General features: G+C 67.3%; 15 protein-coding genes. 9 read left to right on the plus strand and 6 right to left on the minus strand.

Annotation, left to right across the window (positions count from 1 at the left end):
* Positions 1–28: 28 nt before the first annotated feature.
* Complete coding sequence (locus NUV79_RS05460; RefSeq protein WP_257732052.1) at positions 29–469, plus strand: DUF1330 domain-containing protein; 441 nt, start codon at positions 29–31, stop codon at positions 467–469.
* A 41-nt stretch (positions 470–510) separates the two neighbouring features.
* Here NUV79_RS05460 and NUV79_RS05465 read toward each other — a convergent pair whose 3' ends face one another.
* Complete coding sequence (locus tag NUV79_RS05465) at positions 511–3234, minus strand: bifunctional diguanylate cyclase/phosphodiesterase (RefSeq protein ID WP_257732053.1); 2724 nt, start codon at positions 3232–3234, stop codon at positions 511–513.
* Positions 3231–4253, minus strand: a complete 1023-nt coding sequence (locus NUV79_RS05470) for a TRAP transporter substrate-binding protein (protein WP_257732054.1) — start codon at positions 4251–4253, stop codon at positions 3231–3233. The genes NUV79_RS05465 and NUV79_RS05470 overlap by 4 nt, the downstream gene beginning before the upstream one ends.
* Before the next feature lie 523 nt (positions 4254–4776).
* Here NUV79_RS05470 and NUV79_RS05475 point away from each other — a divergent pair.
* A complete protein-coding gene (locus NUV79_RS05475) occupies positions 4777–5112 on the plus strand; it encodes a hypothetical protein (RefSeq protein ID WP_257732055.1) in 336 nt (111 codons plus the stop codon).
* 22 nt (positions 5113–5134) lie between these two features.
* Here the strand turns inward: NUV79_RS05475 and NUV79_RS05480 are convergent, their stop codons facing one another.
* Together NUV79_RS05480 and NUV79_RS05485 are read right to left on the minus strand one after the other, a co-directional pair.
* The gene (locus tag NUV79_RS05480) at positions 5135–5386 is read right to left on the minus strand and encodes a hypothetical protein (protein WP_257732056.1); all 252 of its coding nucleotides are present in this window, start codon (positions 5384–5386) and stop codon (positions 5135–5137) included.
* Between the two features lie 149 nt (positions 5387–5535).
* A complete protein-coding gene (locus tag NUV79_RS05485; protein ID WP_257732057.1) occupies positions 5536–5838 on the minus strand; it encodes a DUF6522 family protein in 303 nt (100 codons plus the stop codon).
* Between the two features lie 545 nt (positions 5839–6383).
* Between NUV79_RS05485 and NUV79_RS05490 the strand changes: the two genes are divergently transcribed.
* The 7 genes from NUV79_RS05490 to NUV79_RS05525 are packed head-to-tail and all read left to right on the plus strand — an operon-like array spanning position 6384 to position 13742.
* The gene (locus NUV79_RS05490) at positions 6384–6989 is read left to right on the plus strand and encodes a flavin reductase family protein (protein WP_257732058.1); all 606 of its coding nucleotides are present in this window, start codon (positions 6384–6386) and stop codon (positions 6987–6989) included.
* A 23-nt stretch (positions 6990–7012) separates the two neighbouring features.
* The gene (locus NUV79_RS05495; protein ID WP_257732059.1) at positions 7013–8017 is read left to right on the plus strand and encodes an MsnO8 family LLM class oxidoreductase; all 1005 of its coding nucleotides are present in this window, start codon (positions 7013–7015) and stop codon (positions 8015–8017) included.
* A gap of 26 nt (positions 8018–8043) precedes the next feature.
* Positions 8044–9387 carry an LLM class flavin-dependent oxidoreductase gene (locus tag NUV79_RS05500; protein WP_257732060.1) on the plus strand — a complete coding sequence of 448 codons (1344 nt, stop codon included), beginning with the start codon at positions 8044–8046 and terminating at the stop codon, positions 9385–9387.
* A 35-nt stretch (positions 9388–9422) separates the two neighbouring features.
* Positions 9423–9959, plus strand: coding sequence for a GNAT family N-acetyltransferase (locus tag NUV79_RS05505; protein WP_257732061.1), 537 nt, complete (start codon positions 9423–9425; stop codon positions 9957–9959).
* Between the two features lie 38 nt (positions 9960–9997).
* Positions 9998–11800, plus strand: coding sequence for an amino acid ABC transporter permease/ATP-binding protein (locus tag NUV79_RS25250; RefSeq protein ID WP_308218164.1), 1803 nt, complete (start codon positions 9998–10000; stop codon positions 11798–11800).
* A 32-nt stretch (positions 11801–11832) separates the two neighbouring features.
* Entirely contained in the window at positions 11833–12765 is a 933-nt protein-coding gene (locus NUV79_RS05520; RefSeq protein ID WP_257732062.1) for an ABC transporter substrate-binding protein, read from the plus strand.
* Between the two features lie 44 nt (positions 12766–12809).
* Positions 12810–13742, plus strand: a complete 933-nt coding sequence (locus NUV79_RS05525; RefSeq protein ID WP_257732063.1) for an ABC transporter substrate-binding protein — start codon at positions 12810–12812, stop codon at positions 13740–13742.
* Between the two features lie 6 nt (positions 13743–13748).
* Here NUV79_RS05525 and NUV79_RS05530 read toward each other — a convergent pair whose 3' ends face one another.
* Positions 13749–14759, minus strand: coding sequence for a DUF2891 domain-containing protein (locus NUV79_RS05530; RefSeq protein WP_257732064.1), 1011 nt, complete (start codon positions 14757–14759; stop codon positions 13749–13751).
* Positions 14756–15682: a hypothetical protein gene (locus NUV79_RS05535; protein WP_257732065.1), complete on the minus strand. Its 927-nt coding sequence runs from the start codon at positions 15680–15682 to the stop codon at positions 14756–14758. The genes NUV79_RS05530 and NUV79_RS05535 overlap by 4 nt, the downstream gene beginning before the upstream one ends.
* Positions 15683–15713 lie beyond the last annotated feature (31 nt).

Below are 15713 nucleotides of genomic sequence, written 5' to 3' on the forward strand. Positions count from 1 at the left end.
AACCCGCTCCACCCGCAAGGCCAGGAACATGTCAGGCTACATTGATATCGAGAAGGAACGTTACCTCGCGCTGCGCGACGGCGAGCATCAGGGCGCAATCCACCTGCTCAACCTGATCCGCCTGCGCGAGCACGCCGATTATCCGGATGGCCGCGAGGTCAGCGGCGTCGAGGCCTATCAGAGCTACGGCCGGGCCAGCGAGCCGGTGCTCGCCCGCATCGGCGCCCGGATCGTCTGGGAGGGCCGGTTCGAGACGATGCTGATCGGGCCGTGGGGAGAATACTGGGATCTCTGCTTCGTCGCGGAATATCGCAGCGTGCAGGCCTTCATCGAGCTGCTGCGCGACCCCGTCTATCGCGAAGCCGTCCTGCATCGGAAGGCCGCCGCGCTGGACTCCCGTCTCATCGCCCTGCAGCCCCGGCCGGGGGCGACCCGCTTCGGCCAGTTCCTTGCGGAAGCCTATGGCTGATCGCTGGCGCGGCGACGGCCTCAGGCCGAGGCCACGACGGGCTAGAGCGTCTCGGACGTGTCGACCGCGCGGCCGCCTCGCTGCCCGCTGCGCTTGCGCGGCGAACGCCTGAACAGGGTCGCGTGGACAGCATGCAGGATCGGGTGCGGCTTTCCGAGCAGGTAGCCCTGCGCCTCGGTGCAGCCCGCACGATCGACGGCATCGAGCTGGTCCTGCGTCTCGATGCCCTCCGCCGTGGTCGTCATGCCGAGCTCGGCCGCCAGCGCCGCGACCGCCGTCACGATGGCCGCGCTGTCGGAATGGGCCGTCATGTCGCGCACGAAGGAGCGGTCGATCTTGACCTTGTCCAGCGGGAACAGCCTGAGATGGCTGAGACTCGAATAGCCCGTCCCGAAGTCGTCGAGCACGATGCGTACGCCAAGCTCCTTCAGGCTCCTCAGCGTCCCGAGATTGCGGTTATCGTTGGCGAGCAGCGCGGTCTCGGTGATCTCCAGCTCCAGCCGTTCCGGATCAAGCCCCGTCTCACGCAGGATGTCGCGCACGGTCGCGACCGCATCGCCGAAGATCAACTGCACCGGCGACAGGTTGACCGCGATGCGCAGGTCGCCCGGCAACTGGGCCGCATCGGTGCAGGCCTGGCGGAGGACCCATTCGCCGAGATCGACGATCAGTCGCGTCTCCTCGGCCAGCGGCACGAACTCGGCCGGCGCGACGAGGCCGCGTTCGGGATGGTGCCAGCGCAGCAATGCCTCGAAGCCGCAGAGCTTGCTGGAATTCAGGTCGAAGATCGGCTGGTAGGACAATTCGAACTGCCGCTCCTCGATCGCCTCGCGCAAATCGGCTTCGAGCTCGATACGGGCGCGCAGCTGCTCGTCCATCTCGGCCGTGAAGACGCAGCAGACGCCGCGCCCCAGAGCCTTGGCCTGATAGAGCGCGAGATCGGCCTGTTTCAGCAGAAGGTCGGCATCGAAGTCCGGCCCGTCGGCCACGGCGATGCCGATGCTCGCCGAGATCGAGATCGTACGCTCCTTGATGATATAGGGCTGGCTCAGAACCTCGATGATGCTCGCGCCGAGCGCCTGCGCCTGTTGCGGCTGCTCCCGGCCGAGGCTGAGGACCGCGAATTCGTCTCCACCGAGGCGGGCGACGCAGTCGGTATCGCGCACGCAGGTCGCCAGCCGCTCAGCGACGGACAGGAGCAGCTGATCGCCGACCGGGTGCCCGAGCGTGTCGTTGACGTCCTTGAAGCGATCGAGATCGAGGAAGAGCAGCGCGACCGCCCCGGCCTCGCCCCCCGCACGCCGGAGTGATTTTGCGATCTGGCTGCGGAAGGAGAAGCGGTTCTGCAGGCTCGTCAGGTCATCATGATGCGCCAGGAAGCGGATGCGGCTCTCCTGTTCGATGAGAGCCGCATTCTGCTGCCGCGCTTCCTCCGCCGCCTCGTTCGCGCGTATATTGGCGGCCGCCAGCTCGGCAAGCGCCGCCTTGAGCGCGGTGATGTCGGTACGGATGCCGACGGTCCCGCCGGCCTTCATCCGCCGCTCGGTGATCAGGAGCCAGCGGCCATCCGGCAGCAGGCGCTCCATCGCGCCGCTGCCTTGCCGGTGCCAGCTGGCGATCTCCTTCACGAATTCATCGATATCGACCGTCATCTGGGGATACTGGCCGAGCTCCGCACCCTTGCGGATGATCTCCTCGAAATGCGTTCCGACCGTCATGAAGGGCGCGCTCAGGGCGTAGAGCTCGCGGTAGCGCTGGTTGCAGGTCACCAGCCGATCGTCCTCGTCCCACATCACGAAGCCGTCGGACATCGCCTCGATCGCGTTATCGAGCACGCCGGCCGCACGCGCCCGCTCGGCATCCGCGCGTTCGCGCTGGTGGATGGCGAGCAGGATCGCCCCGGCAAAGGCCGACAGAAGCAGCGCCCCGACGATCGCCGCGGTGATCGTCCTGTCCCGATCCTGGCGCCAATCCGCGAGGAGAACCGCATTGGTTGCGCTCAGGATGACGCGGATATCGCCGTATAGCGAGCTGCGGACCACGTTGAGGGTGCCGTTCTCGCTGCCTCTGCTTCCGAGCATGAAGGCCTTGCCGTTGACCACCCCTTCCGGCAGCGCGGCGGCGCGAGCCTTGCCGATCAGCAACTCGTCATGCGGCAGCGTGGCGACGACCTGGCCGTTGGCGCGTTCGAGCGAGATCTGCGTGCCGGGGCTGATGCCGGTTTCGCCCAGGAGCTTCATCAGCGTGTGCAGGGGCACTTCCGCGACGGGGGCAACGCCGTGCCATGCGGGGATCCGGCGTGCGACATAGAGCGACCAGTCCCCGGTGACGACGTTGCGCAGGGGTCCGATCAGGTCGGTCGGCGCTCGCCCGACCATGGCGACGGCGAGCGGCAGCCCATGACGTGCACCGCTCGATCTGGCGGAGGCGATGACGCTGCCGTCCGGCCCGACGAGCAGAAGATCGCGGAAGGCCATGGTCTGGAAATTGAGCCCGCGCAGCAGCCGGCTCGCGGCGTCCCGCTGGCCTGGCCCGATCTGTGCGACCTCGAACAGGGTGGCGAAACTCGCCAGCGCGCCGTCGACCTGCAGCAACTGCCGGTCAAGCGCATTCTCGACGGCCATGGCGGAGCTTTCCAGCGCCTGCTCGGCGGCGCGCCAGGCGGCGGCCTCGCGCTGCCGGACCAGATTGGACGCACCGGTGGCAGCCACTGCAAGGATGACGGCCGTCCCTGCTGCGACCATGAGTTTCAGGCGGCTGATCACGGCGTCTTGGGCTCGATGGCATGGAGCGGTTTGAGATAGGTGTTCCAGGCCGAGACACAGTCCTGGCCGCAGCGCTCGAACCAGCGCGGCAGGACGACCTCGGCGAGGAGACGACGGCGCGTCTCGTCGGCAGGCGAGGTCGGCACCACGGTCATCGGCCGCTCGGGCTTGCCCGAGCAGGGTTCCGATCCGGCATTGCAGGCCAGCCCTTTCCGCGTATCGGCTTCCGTCTGCGACCAGATGCGATCCTCGAGCCGGCCGACGCCCATCTTGATCGTATCACGCACATCCGCAGGCAGGGCATTCCAGGCGGTCGCATTGGCGCCGAAGATCGAGACGCCCCAGCTGAGCGCGAAGGCATGCACGGAGACGGCGACGCGCGGCAGGCCGATCTCATAGCCGCTGAGCGTGCCGGTGATCGCGCAATCGGCGACCCCGCCGCGCAGCGCCGCCACGATCTCGGCAAAGGGCAGGATCACCGGCACGGCACCCATCGCGGTCATCAGTTCGGATTGAGCGACCGAGGAGGTGCGGACCTTGCGGCCGGTGAGATCGCCGAGCCCGGTGAAGGGCTTCGCGCAGAACATGACCTGGGCCGGATAGGCGTAAACCCCGAGAAGCTCGATATCGTAGCGCTCGCGCAGCACATTGCGCAGATGCGCCCGGAAGGCATCGACGGTCCGGCGCAGCGTCGCGACATCCGGATTCAGAACCGGCAGGTCGACGGCGCTCAGTTCCGGTTCGTCGCCCGCGACCGCGCTCAGCAGCGCCGTGCCGAACGAGACCACGCCGAGCCGCATCAGCTGAAGCATTTCCTGGTTGCGCAGGCCCCCGGCATCGAGCGGCCGGATCGTCGCGCTGATGCGGCCCTTCGACAGCGCGCTGATTTCCGACTGCCAGAAGGGTTGCTCGATCTTGGTGTACTGGGTGACGCCGGCAAGCCCGCCGATGATCTGCAGCTTGACCGGCTCCTCGGGCTTCGTCTGGGCCTGAGCGTCACAGCCTGCGAAGGCGAGCATCGCAGCAACCGCTGCAATCACAGGCTGCACGCGTCGACGCGGGTGATACGTGCTGGCGTTGTCGCAGGCCGTGCCCATCTCCCCCCCGGTGGTCGCCTGTTACGAGGGGGCCGATATTCGACCGCAGCGGTTAACCGGGGTTGAATCGGAAGCTCGACCTTGTCGGGATGGCGTATCTGTCCCCGCTTTCCAGAGGGCGATCAGAAATCCGGATGCAGGGCTTGCCTGCGGGCAACGGGAGGTTGGGCTTCTCGACGGTACATCCGAATACTGTTCGGAGCGCAGCAGCGGATTCTATTGCAGAAGCGAGCGATAGCGGGGGCTGCCTGCAACAACGGCCGGGAACGCTTCTGCTGTTGCCGTGCAAGCCAGGCTCGCTATGCTCAACAATCTGGCGATCCTGATCCCAAGTCATGCCCCGAGGCCCCGTGGCTTCTCCCTTCACGCGCGTCTGGCGACGACGCGTGGATGAGCCAGGACGGGCCTGTCGAGCAAGGGCTGGTGGGGCGAACAGGCTCGAGCGATGCAGTGGGGGCAGAAGATGCGTCTATGGGCGGCAGCGGTGCTTTGGGCTCTGGCATGTCCGACGGCAGCGACCAGCGAGGTGCTGCGCCAGGGCGAATTCCTGCAGGACTACATCACCTGCGAGGCCTGGATGAAGCGTGAGGCAGCGGATAACGAGATGCATGCCCTGATCGGCCACTGGGTGATCGACGCCCTGCGCAAGAGCTCGCCGTCGCGGCTGTCGAAATACGGCGACGGCGAAGTCCTCGAGGCGGTCGAGCGGCAATGCCGCGCTCAACCGGCCAAGACATTGACGGTCGCCACCTTCCTGGCCGGCCTTCGGCTGCCCGAGTAACGCCCTGCCATCGATCGAGGTGTCAGAACGAAGGTGCCAGGCCGTTGCCGAAGCTGTCGGACCGGCCGGCAAAGCCAGGTGAGCTGTCGCGCGAGTAGGCCGGGCCGCTCAGCCGGGCGGGGGCCGGGCCAGCGTCGAGATAGCTGCGCTGCTGCGGCCGGATCGTCATGGTCTGCACGGCCGGCGGTTCGGAATAGGCGGCAGGCTGGTTCGAAACGCAGCCACCCAGCGCCGCGAGGAAAGCCGTGGCTGCAGAGAAACGGAGAATGCGCATCGTTGCCTCGTCATGAAAATGCAGGAGGAAAACGAAGACCGGCCGCGCCGATGCGATTCACCCCGCTGAACCGTCATTATCGGGACCCCGGCCGGAAATGTACATGACCGCCCCGACCCTTCGCCGCAGGCCGGGCATGCATCACTTGTTCAGCAGTGGTCGCGGCGCCCCTGCGACGGAATGAATTCGATCTGCTCCTCCGCGACCGTTCCATCGGCCGCGATGACGGCCTGCCAGCGGCGATTGCCGCAGAGAACCGAGAGGCGCCAGCGACCGGCATCCTCACCCTCCCCGCGCTCGACCCGGCTCGTCACCAGCCCGCGGCGCATCAGCTCGCGCAATTCTTCCGCCGACCAGCCGAAGCGCCGGGACAGTCGCGCGGCATCGAGCACGAAGGAGCCATCCGCATCCCGGGTGAAGGGCAATTCGGGCGAGGCTTCGCCGGTGGTCATGACGTTTCGCTCCGGAGGCGCCGATCATTCGGCCTCTTCTGCCGCGAAGCACCAGCCGCATCCAGCCTTCAAGAAAGGAAGGAACGGAATTCTTTCCGCGCGCCATCATCCGGTGGCGCTTCCGCCTCCGGCGCGGGCGATCTTTGAAAGGCTGTTTCATTGACCGCGCAGCGTTCCGCAGAAAGAATGATCAGTATCGAGCGGTGTTCGCATCGCTCCTTCGCGGGATTTGCTGGAGCAGCTTGCACCGCGTCAACAATGCTAAAAGCACCACGACGAAATCGTGGGCTCCGCGACACGGAGACACGTCGGTGACGACATGCACGACTTCACCCAATCCTACCCCGACGCGCCTGGAACGATGTTCCTGACGGAATGTCGGGCGCCCTGAGCGCCTGAAATCTTTCCATCGCGACGCTACTGCGACGCCGGCTCTTCCGGCGAAGGGAGAGGCTTGCCCCATCCTCCCGGCAGCAATCTGCGGAACTGCCGCCCATCGGCGCCCTGCCCCTCACACATCCAGACGGCCTGCTCCAGAGGTTTCCATGGCGATCCTGTCTCTTGCCTCCTCGCTTCCGACCCGTGCCGCGACCGGCCAGGCCGCCCGTAGTCTCCCGGCCTCGACGACCGAGAACGGCGATTTCCGCACGGCGCTACGCCACCTCGCCGGTGGCGTGTCGGTCATCACGGCTGGGCGTGGCGAGGATCGCACCGGCCTGACCGTGACGTCGCTGTCGTCGCTCTCGGCCGAGCCGCCGACCGTGATGTTCGGCCTCAACCTCTCCTCTTCTACCTACCCCGTCCTCGCGCGCCATCGCAGCTTCGGCGTCAACTTCCTCAGCGCCGCGCAGAAGCAGGTCGCCGACCGCTTCGCCGGCCGTGGCGGCGAGAAGGGCCCGGAGCGCTATGCCGAGGCGGAGTGGAGCGAGGGCCGCACCGGCGCGCCGCTTCTCGAAGGCGCGCTCGCCGCGCTCGATTGCGAGCTGGAAGAGCTGATCGAGCGGCACTCGCACGCCATCGTCATCGGCCGGGTGCGCGAGATCCGGCTCGGCGCCAACGATGCCGCCCTTCTCTACTGGCGCGGCGATTACGAGCGGCTCGGCTGGATGGCCGAGGAAGCGTCGACAGCCCTCGGCCTCCGCTCCGCCTGATCTCCCGAACGGTATCGAATCCCATGACCTACGCACTCAGCCTTCTCGACAAGACCCCGCTCATCGAAGGGGAAACCGCCGGCGCGGCGCTCCAGCGCACGGTGAACCTGGCCCAGGCGGCGGAGCGTCTCGGCTATCATCGCTTCTGGCTGGCCGAGCACCATGATTTCCCCGGCCTCGTCAGTCCGGCGCCTGAAGTATTCGCCGCCTATCTGCTGGCGCGCACGCAGCGCATCCGGATCGGCTCCGGCGGCGTCCTGCTGCCGCATTACAGCCCCTACAAGGTCGCCGAGACCTTCAACCTGCTGGCCTCGCTCGCGCCCGGCCGTGTCGATCTCGGCATCGGCAAGGCGCCGGGAGGCCTGCCGCTCTCGACCAAGGCCCTGCGCGTGCTGCACGATCCCGCACGCGCACCGTCGTTCGAAGCTCTGCTGGACGAGCTCGACGGCTTCCTCGCTCCGCCCGCAGCCACGGACGGCCCGCGGGACAAGGCGCGTGCCCTGCCCGTCCCGCCCGTGACGCCCGAGCGCTTCCTGCTCGGCGCCAGCCCGGACAGCGCCCGGCAGGCGGGCGAGCGCGGCTGGCACTTCGTCTTCGCCGGTCACCACAACGGCGATCCCAAGGCGATAGACGAGAGCCTGAACGCCTATGCCAAGGCCGGCGGCACGGCCCCCTTGCTGCTCGCGGTAGCCGCCTTCGCCGCCGAGACGACCGAGGAGGCCCTGAGCTTGACGGAGAACCACCGCGTTGTCCGTCTGACCCTCGACAACGGCCAGAACCTCAATCTCGGCAGCGAGGAGCAGGCGGCCGAGTATGCCCGCCAGGCCGGCGCCGCCTCCTACCGCACCGAGATCCGCAAGCCGCATATCCTCGCCGGCACGTCCGAGCAGGTCCGGCGCGAGCTCGACGGGCTGCATGCCCGCTTCGGCATCGCCGAATTCGTCATCGACACGCCGAATGCCCTGACCAGCCGGCGTCTCGCCTCCCTCACGCTGCTCGCCGGCGAGAGGCCGGCGCTGGCAGCCTGATCCCCGCTTTCGAAAGGACTGATCCCATGTCCCGCACCCGCCTCACTTTCGGCCTGATGCTCCAGGGCGCCGGCAGCCACATGAACGCCTGGCGCCACCCCAGCAACCCGGCCGATGCCAGCGTCAATCTCGACTTCTTCATCCGCAACGCCCGCAAAGCCGAGGAGAACGGCATCGCATTCGCCTTCGTCGCGGACGGGCTCTACATCAACGAGAAGTCGATCCCGCATTTCCTCAACCGCTTCGAACCGCTGACCATCCTCTCGGCGCTGGCGACGGTGACGACGAAGCTCGGCCTCGTCGGCACGGTCTCGACCTCCTATAGCGACCCCTACACGATCGCCCGGCAATTCGCCTCGCTCGACCTGATCTCCGGCGGCCGCGCCGGCTGGAACGCCGTCACCTCGCCGCTGGAAGGCTCCGGTCGCAACTACAGCCGCCCGCATCCCGAGCATTCGCTGCGCTACGAGATCGCCCAGGAATATCTCGATGTCGCCAAAGGCCTCTGGGATTCCTGGGATGACGACGCCTTCATCCGCGACCGCGAAGCGAGCCGCTTCTTCAACCGCGACAAGCTGCACACGCTGAACCACAAGGGCCGCTTCTTCCAGGTCGAGGGCCCGCTCAACATCCAGCGCTCACCGCAGGGCCAGCCGGTGCTGTTCCAGGCCGGCGCCTCGGAATCCGGCATCGGGCTCGCCGGCCGCCATGCCGATGCGGTCTTCGCCAATCATGTCCCGCTGGAGGAGGCGCAGGCCCTCTACCGCGCCATCAAGACCAGCGCCGTCGCCCATGGCCGCAGCGCCGATGATGTGAAGCTCTTCCCCGGCGCCGGGCCGATCGTCGGACGCACGGCGGCAGAAGCCGAGGAGAAGTACCAAGCCATCCGCAATCTCGTCTCGATCGAGGATGCGCTGGCCTATATCGGCCGCTATTTCGACCATCACGACTTCACGGCCTACCCGCTGGACGCGCCGTTCCCAGAGCTCGGCGATATCGGCAAGAACAGCTTCCGCTCGACGACCGATCGCATCAAGCGCAACGCCGTCCTGAAAGGCCAGACGCTGCGCGAAGCGGCGCTGGAAGCCGCCACGCCCCGCACCGACCTGATCGGCTCGGCTGAGGAGATCGCCGACCGGCTGATCGAGCGCGTCGAGGCGCAGGCCGCCGACGGCTTCGTGCTCGGCTTCCCGGTGATCGGCCAGGGCCTCGACGATTTCGTCGAGCTGGTCATCCCGGTGCTGGAGGAGCGCGGCGTCTACGACCGCAACCTGCCGGGCACGACGCTTCGCGACCATCTCGGCCTCCCCCGCCGCGAGAGCCGCTACGCCACCCCATCGGACGCCGAGCCCGCGCGCCGCGCGAGTTGAGCTGTCCGCAACGATGTCCCGGAAAGGCTGACGCCATGGCCGACAGGTTCCTCTACACCACCCCGCTCGATCCGCTTGCCCAGCCGCTGGTCGAGCAGCTCACCTGGGAATATGCCACACGCTACGGCAGCTATTTCGGCGAGGCACCGGGCGCGGAGATGAGCCGCTACCCGGCCGAACTCTTCGCCCCGCCCGACGGCAATTTCGTCCTGCTGCTACGCAATGGCCGCCCCATCGCCGGCGGCGCCTTCAAGCGCTACGACGCGCGCACGGCCGAGATGAAGCGGATCTGGACGGATAGCGAGTTCCGCCGCCAGGGCCTCGCGCGCCGCATCGTCGCCGAGCTGGAGCTGCAGGCCATCCGCCAGGGCTATGGCCGGATTTTCCTGACCACCGGCTTCCGCCAGCCAGAGGCCAAGGGTCTCTATCTGGAGACCGGCTACACGCCGCTCTTCGACGTCACGGTCGATCCCGAGATCTACGGCAAGCTCGGCTTCGAGAAGGAGCTGTCCGTCGCGCCGGCCTCACTGCCGCCCCCGCCTGACGCTCACGCCTCGCGCAGCGCCGCCTGACGGGCCCGCTTCCCTTTCTCCAATAACAAGAGCCAGCCATGACCCTCGCCAGCGACTTCGCGGGCTTGCCCTCGCACGCCCAGAATCCAGCCCCGCATCGCGATTTCAGCCGCTATCGCATCGTCCCCGCCCGCTATCCCGGGCGGACCATCGGCACGGTCTTCGCCGCCGTCGTGATCTTCGCGATCCTGAACTCGGTGCTCTCGAATCCGCGCTGGGGCTGGGATGTCTTCGCGGAGTGGTTCTTCGCCGAACCCGTGCTGGTCGGGCTCGGCCGCACCCTGTTCCTGACCCTGCTCGGCACGGTCTTCGGCTTCCTGTTCGGCACCTTGCTGGCACTGGCGCGGGTCTCCGGCTCGCCGCTGCTCGCCTCGCTCTCCTGGGGCTATGTCTGGCTCTTCCGCTCGATCCCGCTGATCGTGCTGCTGCTGATCCTGAACAATCTCGGCTATCTCTACAGCACGATCTGGCTGGGCATTCCCTTCACCGATATCGGCTTCGGCAGCTGGTCGACCACGCAACTGATCACGCCCTTCTTCGCGGCGGTACTGGGTCTCACCCTCAACGCTGCCGCCTTCTCCTCGGAGATCGTGCGTGGCGGCATCCTCGCTGTCGACCAGGGCCAGCACGAGGCCGCCGCCGCGCTCGGCCTGCCGAAGCACCGTCAGGTCTCGCGGATCGTGCTGCCGCAGGCGATGCGCTCGATCCTGCCGACCGCCTTCAACGAGATCATCAGCCTCGCCAAGGGTACGAGCCAAGTCTACATCCTGGCCCTGCCGGAGCTGTTCTACACCATCCAGGTGATCTACCGGCGCAATCTCGAGGTGATCCCGCTGCTGATGGTGGCGACGGTCTGGTACCTCGTCATCCTCAGCGTCCTTTCCTTCTTCCAGCGCCATATCGAGCGCCACTATGCCCGCGGCGCCCTGCGCAATCCGCCGCCCTCGGCCATCGACACGGCCCTGCGCTGGCTCGGCCGGAACCGGGTCGCCCCAGCAGCGGCTGACGCCGGCTTCGCAACCCCGACGCAAACCCCAGTCGCACCGCGCACGGCCTCGCTCGCCACGCTTTCCCCGCGCAGCGGCGGTGAGATCCGGATCAGCCATGTCTCGAAGAGCTTCGGCCCGCTCAAGGTGCTCGACGATGTCAGCCTGTCGCTGCGCCCCGGCAGCGTCACCGCGATCATCGGCCAGTCCGGCTCCGGCAAATCGACCCTGCTGCGCTCGATCAACCATCTGGAGCGCGTCGACGAGGGCTTCATCGCCATCGATGGCGAGCTGATCGGCTACCGGCAGGACGGCGAGACGCTCTACGAATTGAAGGAGAAGGACATCCTGGCCCGGCGCGTCGATGTCGGCATGGTCTTCCAGAACTTCAATCTCTTCCCGCATCTGACCGCGATCGAGAACATCGCCGAGGCGCCGGTCACCGTGCGCGGCCTCTCCCGCGAGCAGGCTCAGGCCGAAGCGCTGGAACTGCTCGCCCGTGTCGGCCTCGCCGAGAAGGCGGACGCCTATCCGCGCCAGCTTTCCGGCGGCCAGCAGCAGCGCGTCGCCATCGCCCGGGCGCTCGCCCTCAAGCCCAAGGTGCTGCTCTTCGACGAGCCGACCTCGGCGCTCGACCCCGAGCTCGTCGGCGAAGTACTCGACGTCATCAAGGAGCTCGCCCGCTCCGGCACGACGCTGGTCATCGTCACCCACGAGATCGGCTTCGCCCGCGAAGTCGCCGACCAAGTCGTCTTCATGGAGGCCGGCCGCATCGTCGAGAGCGGCGCCCCGGCCGATGTCCTCGGCAACCCCAGCCACACCCGCACCCGCGAATTCCTCGCCAAGGTGCTCTGAATTCTCCGCCACGCCCAACAAGGAACCCTGTCATGATTACGCGTCGTAACTCGCTCAGCCTTCTCGCCGGCGCCGCATCGGCCGCGCTCATCCCCGCCAGCGCCTTCGCCCAGCAGGTCGTCGACCTCTCGGCCGAGCAGCCTGGCCGCCCCCGCGCCGAGCGCGATGAGGAGGCGATCAAGCTCATTGCCAAGGATGCCAAATTCGCGAAGGACGGCGTCTTCACCGTGGGCAACAACACCGGGCGCTTTCCGTTCAGCGGCTTTGCGACCGATAACAAGACGGTCATCGGCGGCGAGGCCGAGATCGCGCAGCTTGTCGCGGACGCGCTGGGCCGCAAGCTGGAGATCGTCACGACTGCCTGGGCGGACTGGCCGCTCGGCGTCGTCTCCGGCAAGTTCGACGCGGTGATCTCCAACGTCACCGTCACCGAGCAGCGCAAGGAGAAGTTCGACTTCTCGACCTATCGCAAGGACCTGCTCGGCTTCTATGTGAAGAAGGGCAACGAGATCGATATTCGCGAGCCCCGCGATGTGGCGGGCCTCAAGGTCATCGTCGGCGCCGGCACCAATCAGGAGCAGATCCTGCTGCGCTGGAACGAGGCCAACCTCAAGGCCGGGCTGAAGCCGGTCGAGATCCAGTATTATGACGACGATGTCGTGCTCTATCTCGCGCTCGAATCCGGCCGTGCGGACGCCTATCTCGGCCCCAATGCGCTGCTGAGCTTCAAGGCCGCGCAGGAGGGCAAGACCCGGCTCGCCGGCAATTTCTCCGGCGGCTGGCCGGTTCTGGCCGAGATCGCAGTGACCACCCGCAAAGGCGCAGGCCTCGCCGAGGCCATCACCCAGGCGCTCAACACCCAGATCAAGAACGGCAACTACGCCAAGGTGCTGGCACGCTGGAACCTCTCGGCCGAGGCGATCGAGGCATCGCGCACCAACCCGCCCGGCCTGCCGAAGGCGTGAGCACCTCGCCCGACCACGGACACTTTCGAGAACTGGAGAGCATCATGATCCCGCGACGGACACTCCTGTCGCTGCTCGTCGGCGCGCTCAGCGCCACGAGCCTGCCCGCCCTCGCCCAGCAAGCCCCCTTCGACCTCGGCCCCGAGCAACCCGGCCGTATTCGCGCCGAGAAGGACCCGGCAGCCATCGCCGCCGTGCCCAAGGGCTTCAGGTTCGTCGAGCCCGGCCTCTTCACCGTCGGCATCAGCCCCGGTGGCCCGCCGCTGACGACCTACGCCACCGATGCAAAGACCGTGATCGGCGCCGATCCCGACTTCGCCCAGCTCATCGCCGACAGCCTCGGCCTCAAGCTCAATCTCGTGCCGCTCGCCTGGGCCGACTGGCCGCTGGGCCTGACCTCCGGGAAATATGACGCCGTGATCTCGAATGTCGGCGTCACCGAACAGCGCAAGGAGAAGTTCGACTTCTCGACCTATCGCCTCGGCCTGCACGGCTTCTTCGTCAAGGCTGACAGCAAGGTCACGAGCATCAAGGAGCCGAAGGACGCCGCCGGCCTGAGCTTCAGCGTCGGCGGCGGCACCAATCAGGAGCGCATCCTGCTGGAATGGAGCAAGCAGAACGTCGCTGCCGGCCTGAAGCCGCTCGAACTGCAACTCTTCGACGACGAGGCCGCCCGGCTCGTCGCCTTGCGGGGCGGCCGCGTCGATGTCGTCGTGCAGCCCCACGCCCAGCTCGTCTTCATCGCGGCCCGCGATAAGGACATCAAGCGCATCGGCACGCTCAGCGCCGGCTGGCCGCTGAAATCAGACGTCGCGATCACCACGCGCAAGGGCAGCGGCCTCGTCGATGCCCTCACGCTCGCCACCAACAACCTGATCAAGTCAGGCAAATACCGGCAGGCGCTCGCCCGCTGGGGCATCGAGGAGGAAGCGGTCGAGCGCTCCGAGACCAATCCGCCCGGCCTGCCCAAGTACTGACGGCTCTCAGCGTTCCTCGATGGCGAGCACGGCGAATGTCGCAAGCCAGTGCTCGCCCATATAGTCGCCGGCGATATGCGGTAGCCCGGTTTCGAGATGCAGCCTCGCCGCATCCGCGATGACCGGGCGCCGCACATCCCATTCCGGCAGCGCCGCGGCCAGCGCGCTCCAGCACCAGGCGCGGCTGAGATTGAGCCCGTCGAGATGCGCGATCTTGCCGTCGGTCCGGTCGGTCACGGTTGCCGGCTTGAACAGGATCGCCGGCTGCTGCTGCGCGACACGCGGCAGGAAACTCTCGAACCAGTGCAGGAAGCGCTCCGCCGGCAGCAGGCGGCGCATGCATTCGGCCTCGATCAGCGCCGATGACTGGAAATCGTCGCCGCTCGGCTCGCCCCAGGCCGGGCAATCCTCGTCGGCGCCATACCAGCGCAGCGCCGTCTCGCGCAGCAGGGTCAGGAAAGCGCCATCCCCGGTCGCATCGGCATAGTCCGCCGCCATCCGCAGACCGAACGCCGTGTTGAAATGCGTGCCGACCCGCACCGGATAGGTCGCGATCGGCAGGAAATCGCGAAAGCGCTGCGCGAAGGCCTCGGCGAGCGGTTCCAGCGCCCGACTCCAGCGCCCGTCATCGAGCCCCTTCAGCTCGGACGCGAGCTTCAGCAGCCAGCCCCAGCCATAGGGTCGCTTGAAGCCGCGCGCCGTCGGCTGGGCGAGATAGGCGCATTCGACCGCAACCTTCTCCGGGACGAGCTGTGCGTCGAACAGCGCGACGATATCGGCAGCGGCCTCCATCGTCGGATGGCGCCGCAGCAGGCGCGCGAGCATCCAGTAGCTGTGCACGCAGGAATGCCAGTCATAGCTGCCGTAAAAGACCGGATGCAGCTGGCTCGGCGTCTGCGCATCCTGCGGCCCAGCCAGGGTGTGGTCCGGCTTGTTGGGATATTCGCGACGGATATGGCCGAGCGCGATGCGGGCAAAACGCTGGGCGATCTCTTCGGTCAGCTTGGGGGTGGTCATGAAGTGGCTTTCTCCGGCGTGGCCCAGCGTATCAGGAATGCGATCAGGCGGGGGGTCATGTAGATCGGAAACTGCGTCGCTGCGAAGAAAAGCGCCATGGTCGGCGAGGCCGAGGCGCCGAGCGCCGACCAGACCAGCCCGACATTGCGATTGCCCAGGATCAGGCCGATGCCGAGCCGCTCGGCCAAGGTGCCCGGCAACAGCGCCGCGCCCAGGCCTTGCAGGGCGAGATTGCAGGCGAAGGCAAGCGTGACGCAGACAAGGGCGGCCATGGGCTCGGCCTCGATCTGGGCGCGGACCCCGGCCATCGTCGAAATCGCGAAGATCAGCAGCGCGGCCAGCACCAGCCCATCGATGCCATCGGCATGGCGTTTCAACAATCCCGCTGCGCGTTGCCTCAGAACCAGCGCGACGCCGGCCGCCCCAGCCGTCAAGACGAACAGGCGCAGCGCCAGCTCGAACGGATCGAAGGCCATTCCAGCGAACCACGATGCCAGCACGGGCACGCTCAGCGGTGCCAGCGCCATCGACAGCAAGGTGACCGCCAGCGGAATTGTCGCGTCGAGTCCCAGCATCCGCGCCACGGCGGCCGTGCCGCCCGATGGCGGCGCGCAGACCGCGAGCACCATGGCCAGCGCCAACTCTGGCCCGATCCCGATCACACGAGCGGCCATCCCGACCAAGGCAGGGCAAACCAGCATCACCACGACGGGCAACAGAGCCGAGAAGCGCGGCTGCTGCATCGTCCGTATGAAATCGGCCGCGTTCACACGGAGCAGCGTGCCGAGCACGATGACGAAGATCGATGCCGCCATCGCCGGGCGGACAGCCCCGGCCAGAGCCGGAAAGGCAAGGCCGGCGAGCACGCCGACGATCAGTAGGGTCGGTCCGCGCGGTACGAAGCGCAGAAGGGAATTCGTCATGCGGCGTCCGGCCCATCGATCGAGTCCGGCG

The organism is Allobosea sp. 47.2.35, from assembly GCF_024655635.1.
Lineage (GTDB): Bacteria > Pseudomonadota > Alphaproteobacteria > Rhizobiales > Beijerinckiaceae > Allobosea.

What these genes read in the sequence shown, in the direction of transcription:
- NUV79_RS05460 (WP_257732052.1), top strand. Translation starts at nt 29, where the DNA reads ATGTCAGGCTACATTGATATCGAGAAGGAACGTTACCTCGCGCTGCGC.
- NUV79_RS05470 (WP_257732054.1), bottom strand. Translation starts at nt 4,253, where the DNA reads ATGCTCGCCTTCGCAGGCTGTGACGCTCAGGCCCAGACGAAGCCCGAG.
- NUV79_RS05475 (WP_257732055.1), top strand. Translation starts at nt 4,777, where the DNA reads ATGCAGTGGGGGCAGAAGATGCGTCTATGGGCGGCAGCGGTGCTTTGG.
- NUV79_RS05480 (WP_257732056.1), bottom strand. Translation starts at nt 5,386, where the DNA reads ATGCGCATTCTCCGTTTCTCTGCAGCCACGGCTTTCCTCGCGGCGCTG.
- NUV79_RS05485 (WP_257732057.1), bottom strand. Translation starts at nt 5,838, where the DNA reads ATGACCACCGGCGAAGCCTCGCCCGAATTGCCCTTCACCCGGGATGCG.
- NUV79_RS05490 (WP_257732058.1), top strand. Translation starts at nt 6,384, where the DNA reads ATGGCGATCCTGTCTCTTGCCTCCTCGCTTCCGACCCGTGCCGCGACC.
- NUV79_RS05495 (WP_257732059.1), top strand. Translation starts at nt 7,013, where the DNA reads ATGACCTACGCACTCAGCCTTCTCGACAAGACCCCGCTCATCGAAGGG.
- NUV79_RS05500 (WP_257732060.1), top strand. Translation starts at nt 8,044, where the DNA reads ATGTCCCGCACCCGCCTCACTTTCGGCCTGATGCTCCAGGGCGCCGGC.
- NUV79_RS05505 (WP_257732061.1), top strand. Translation starts at nt 9,423, where the DNA reads ATGGCCGACAGGTTCCTCTACACCACCCCGCTCGATCCGCTTGCCCAG.
- NUV79_RS25250 (WP_308218164.1), top strand. Translation starts at nt 9,998, where the DNA reads ATGACCCTCGCCAGCGACTTCGCGGGCTTGCCCTCGCACGCCCAGAAT.
- NUV79_RS05520 (WP_257732062.1), top strand. Translation starts at nt 11,833, where the DNA reads ATGATTACGCGTCGTAACTCGCTCAGCCTTCTCGCCGGCGCCGCATCG.
- NUV79_RS05525 (WP_257732063.1), top strand. Translation starts at nt 12,810, where the DNA reads ATGATCCCGCGACGGACACTCCTGTCGCTGCTCGTCGGCGCGCTCAGC.
- NUV79_RS05530 (WP_257732064.1), bottom strand. Translation starts at nt 14,759, where the DNA reads ATGACCACCCCCAAGCTGACCGAAGAGATCGCCCAGCGTTTTGCCCGC.
- NUV79_RS05535 (WP_257732065.1), bottom strand. Translation starts at nt 15,682, where the DNA reads ATGACGAATTCCCTTCTGCGCTTCGTACCGCGCGGACCGACCCTACTG.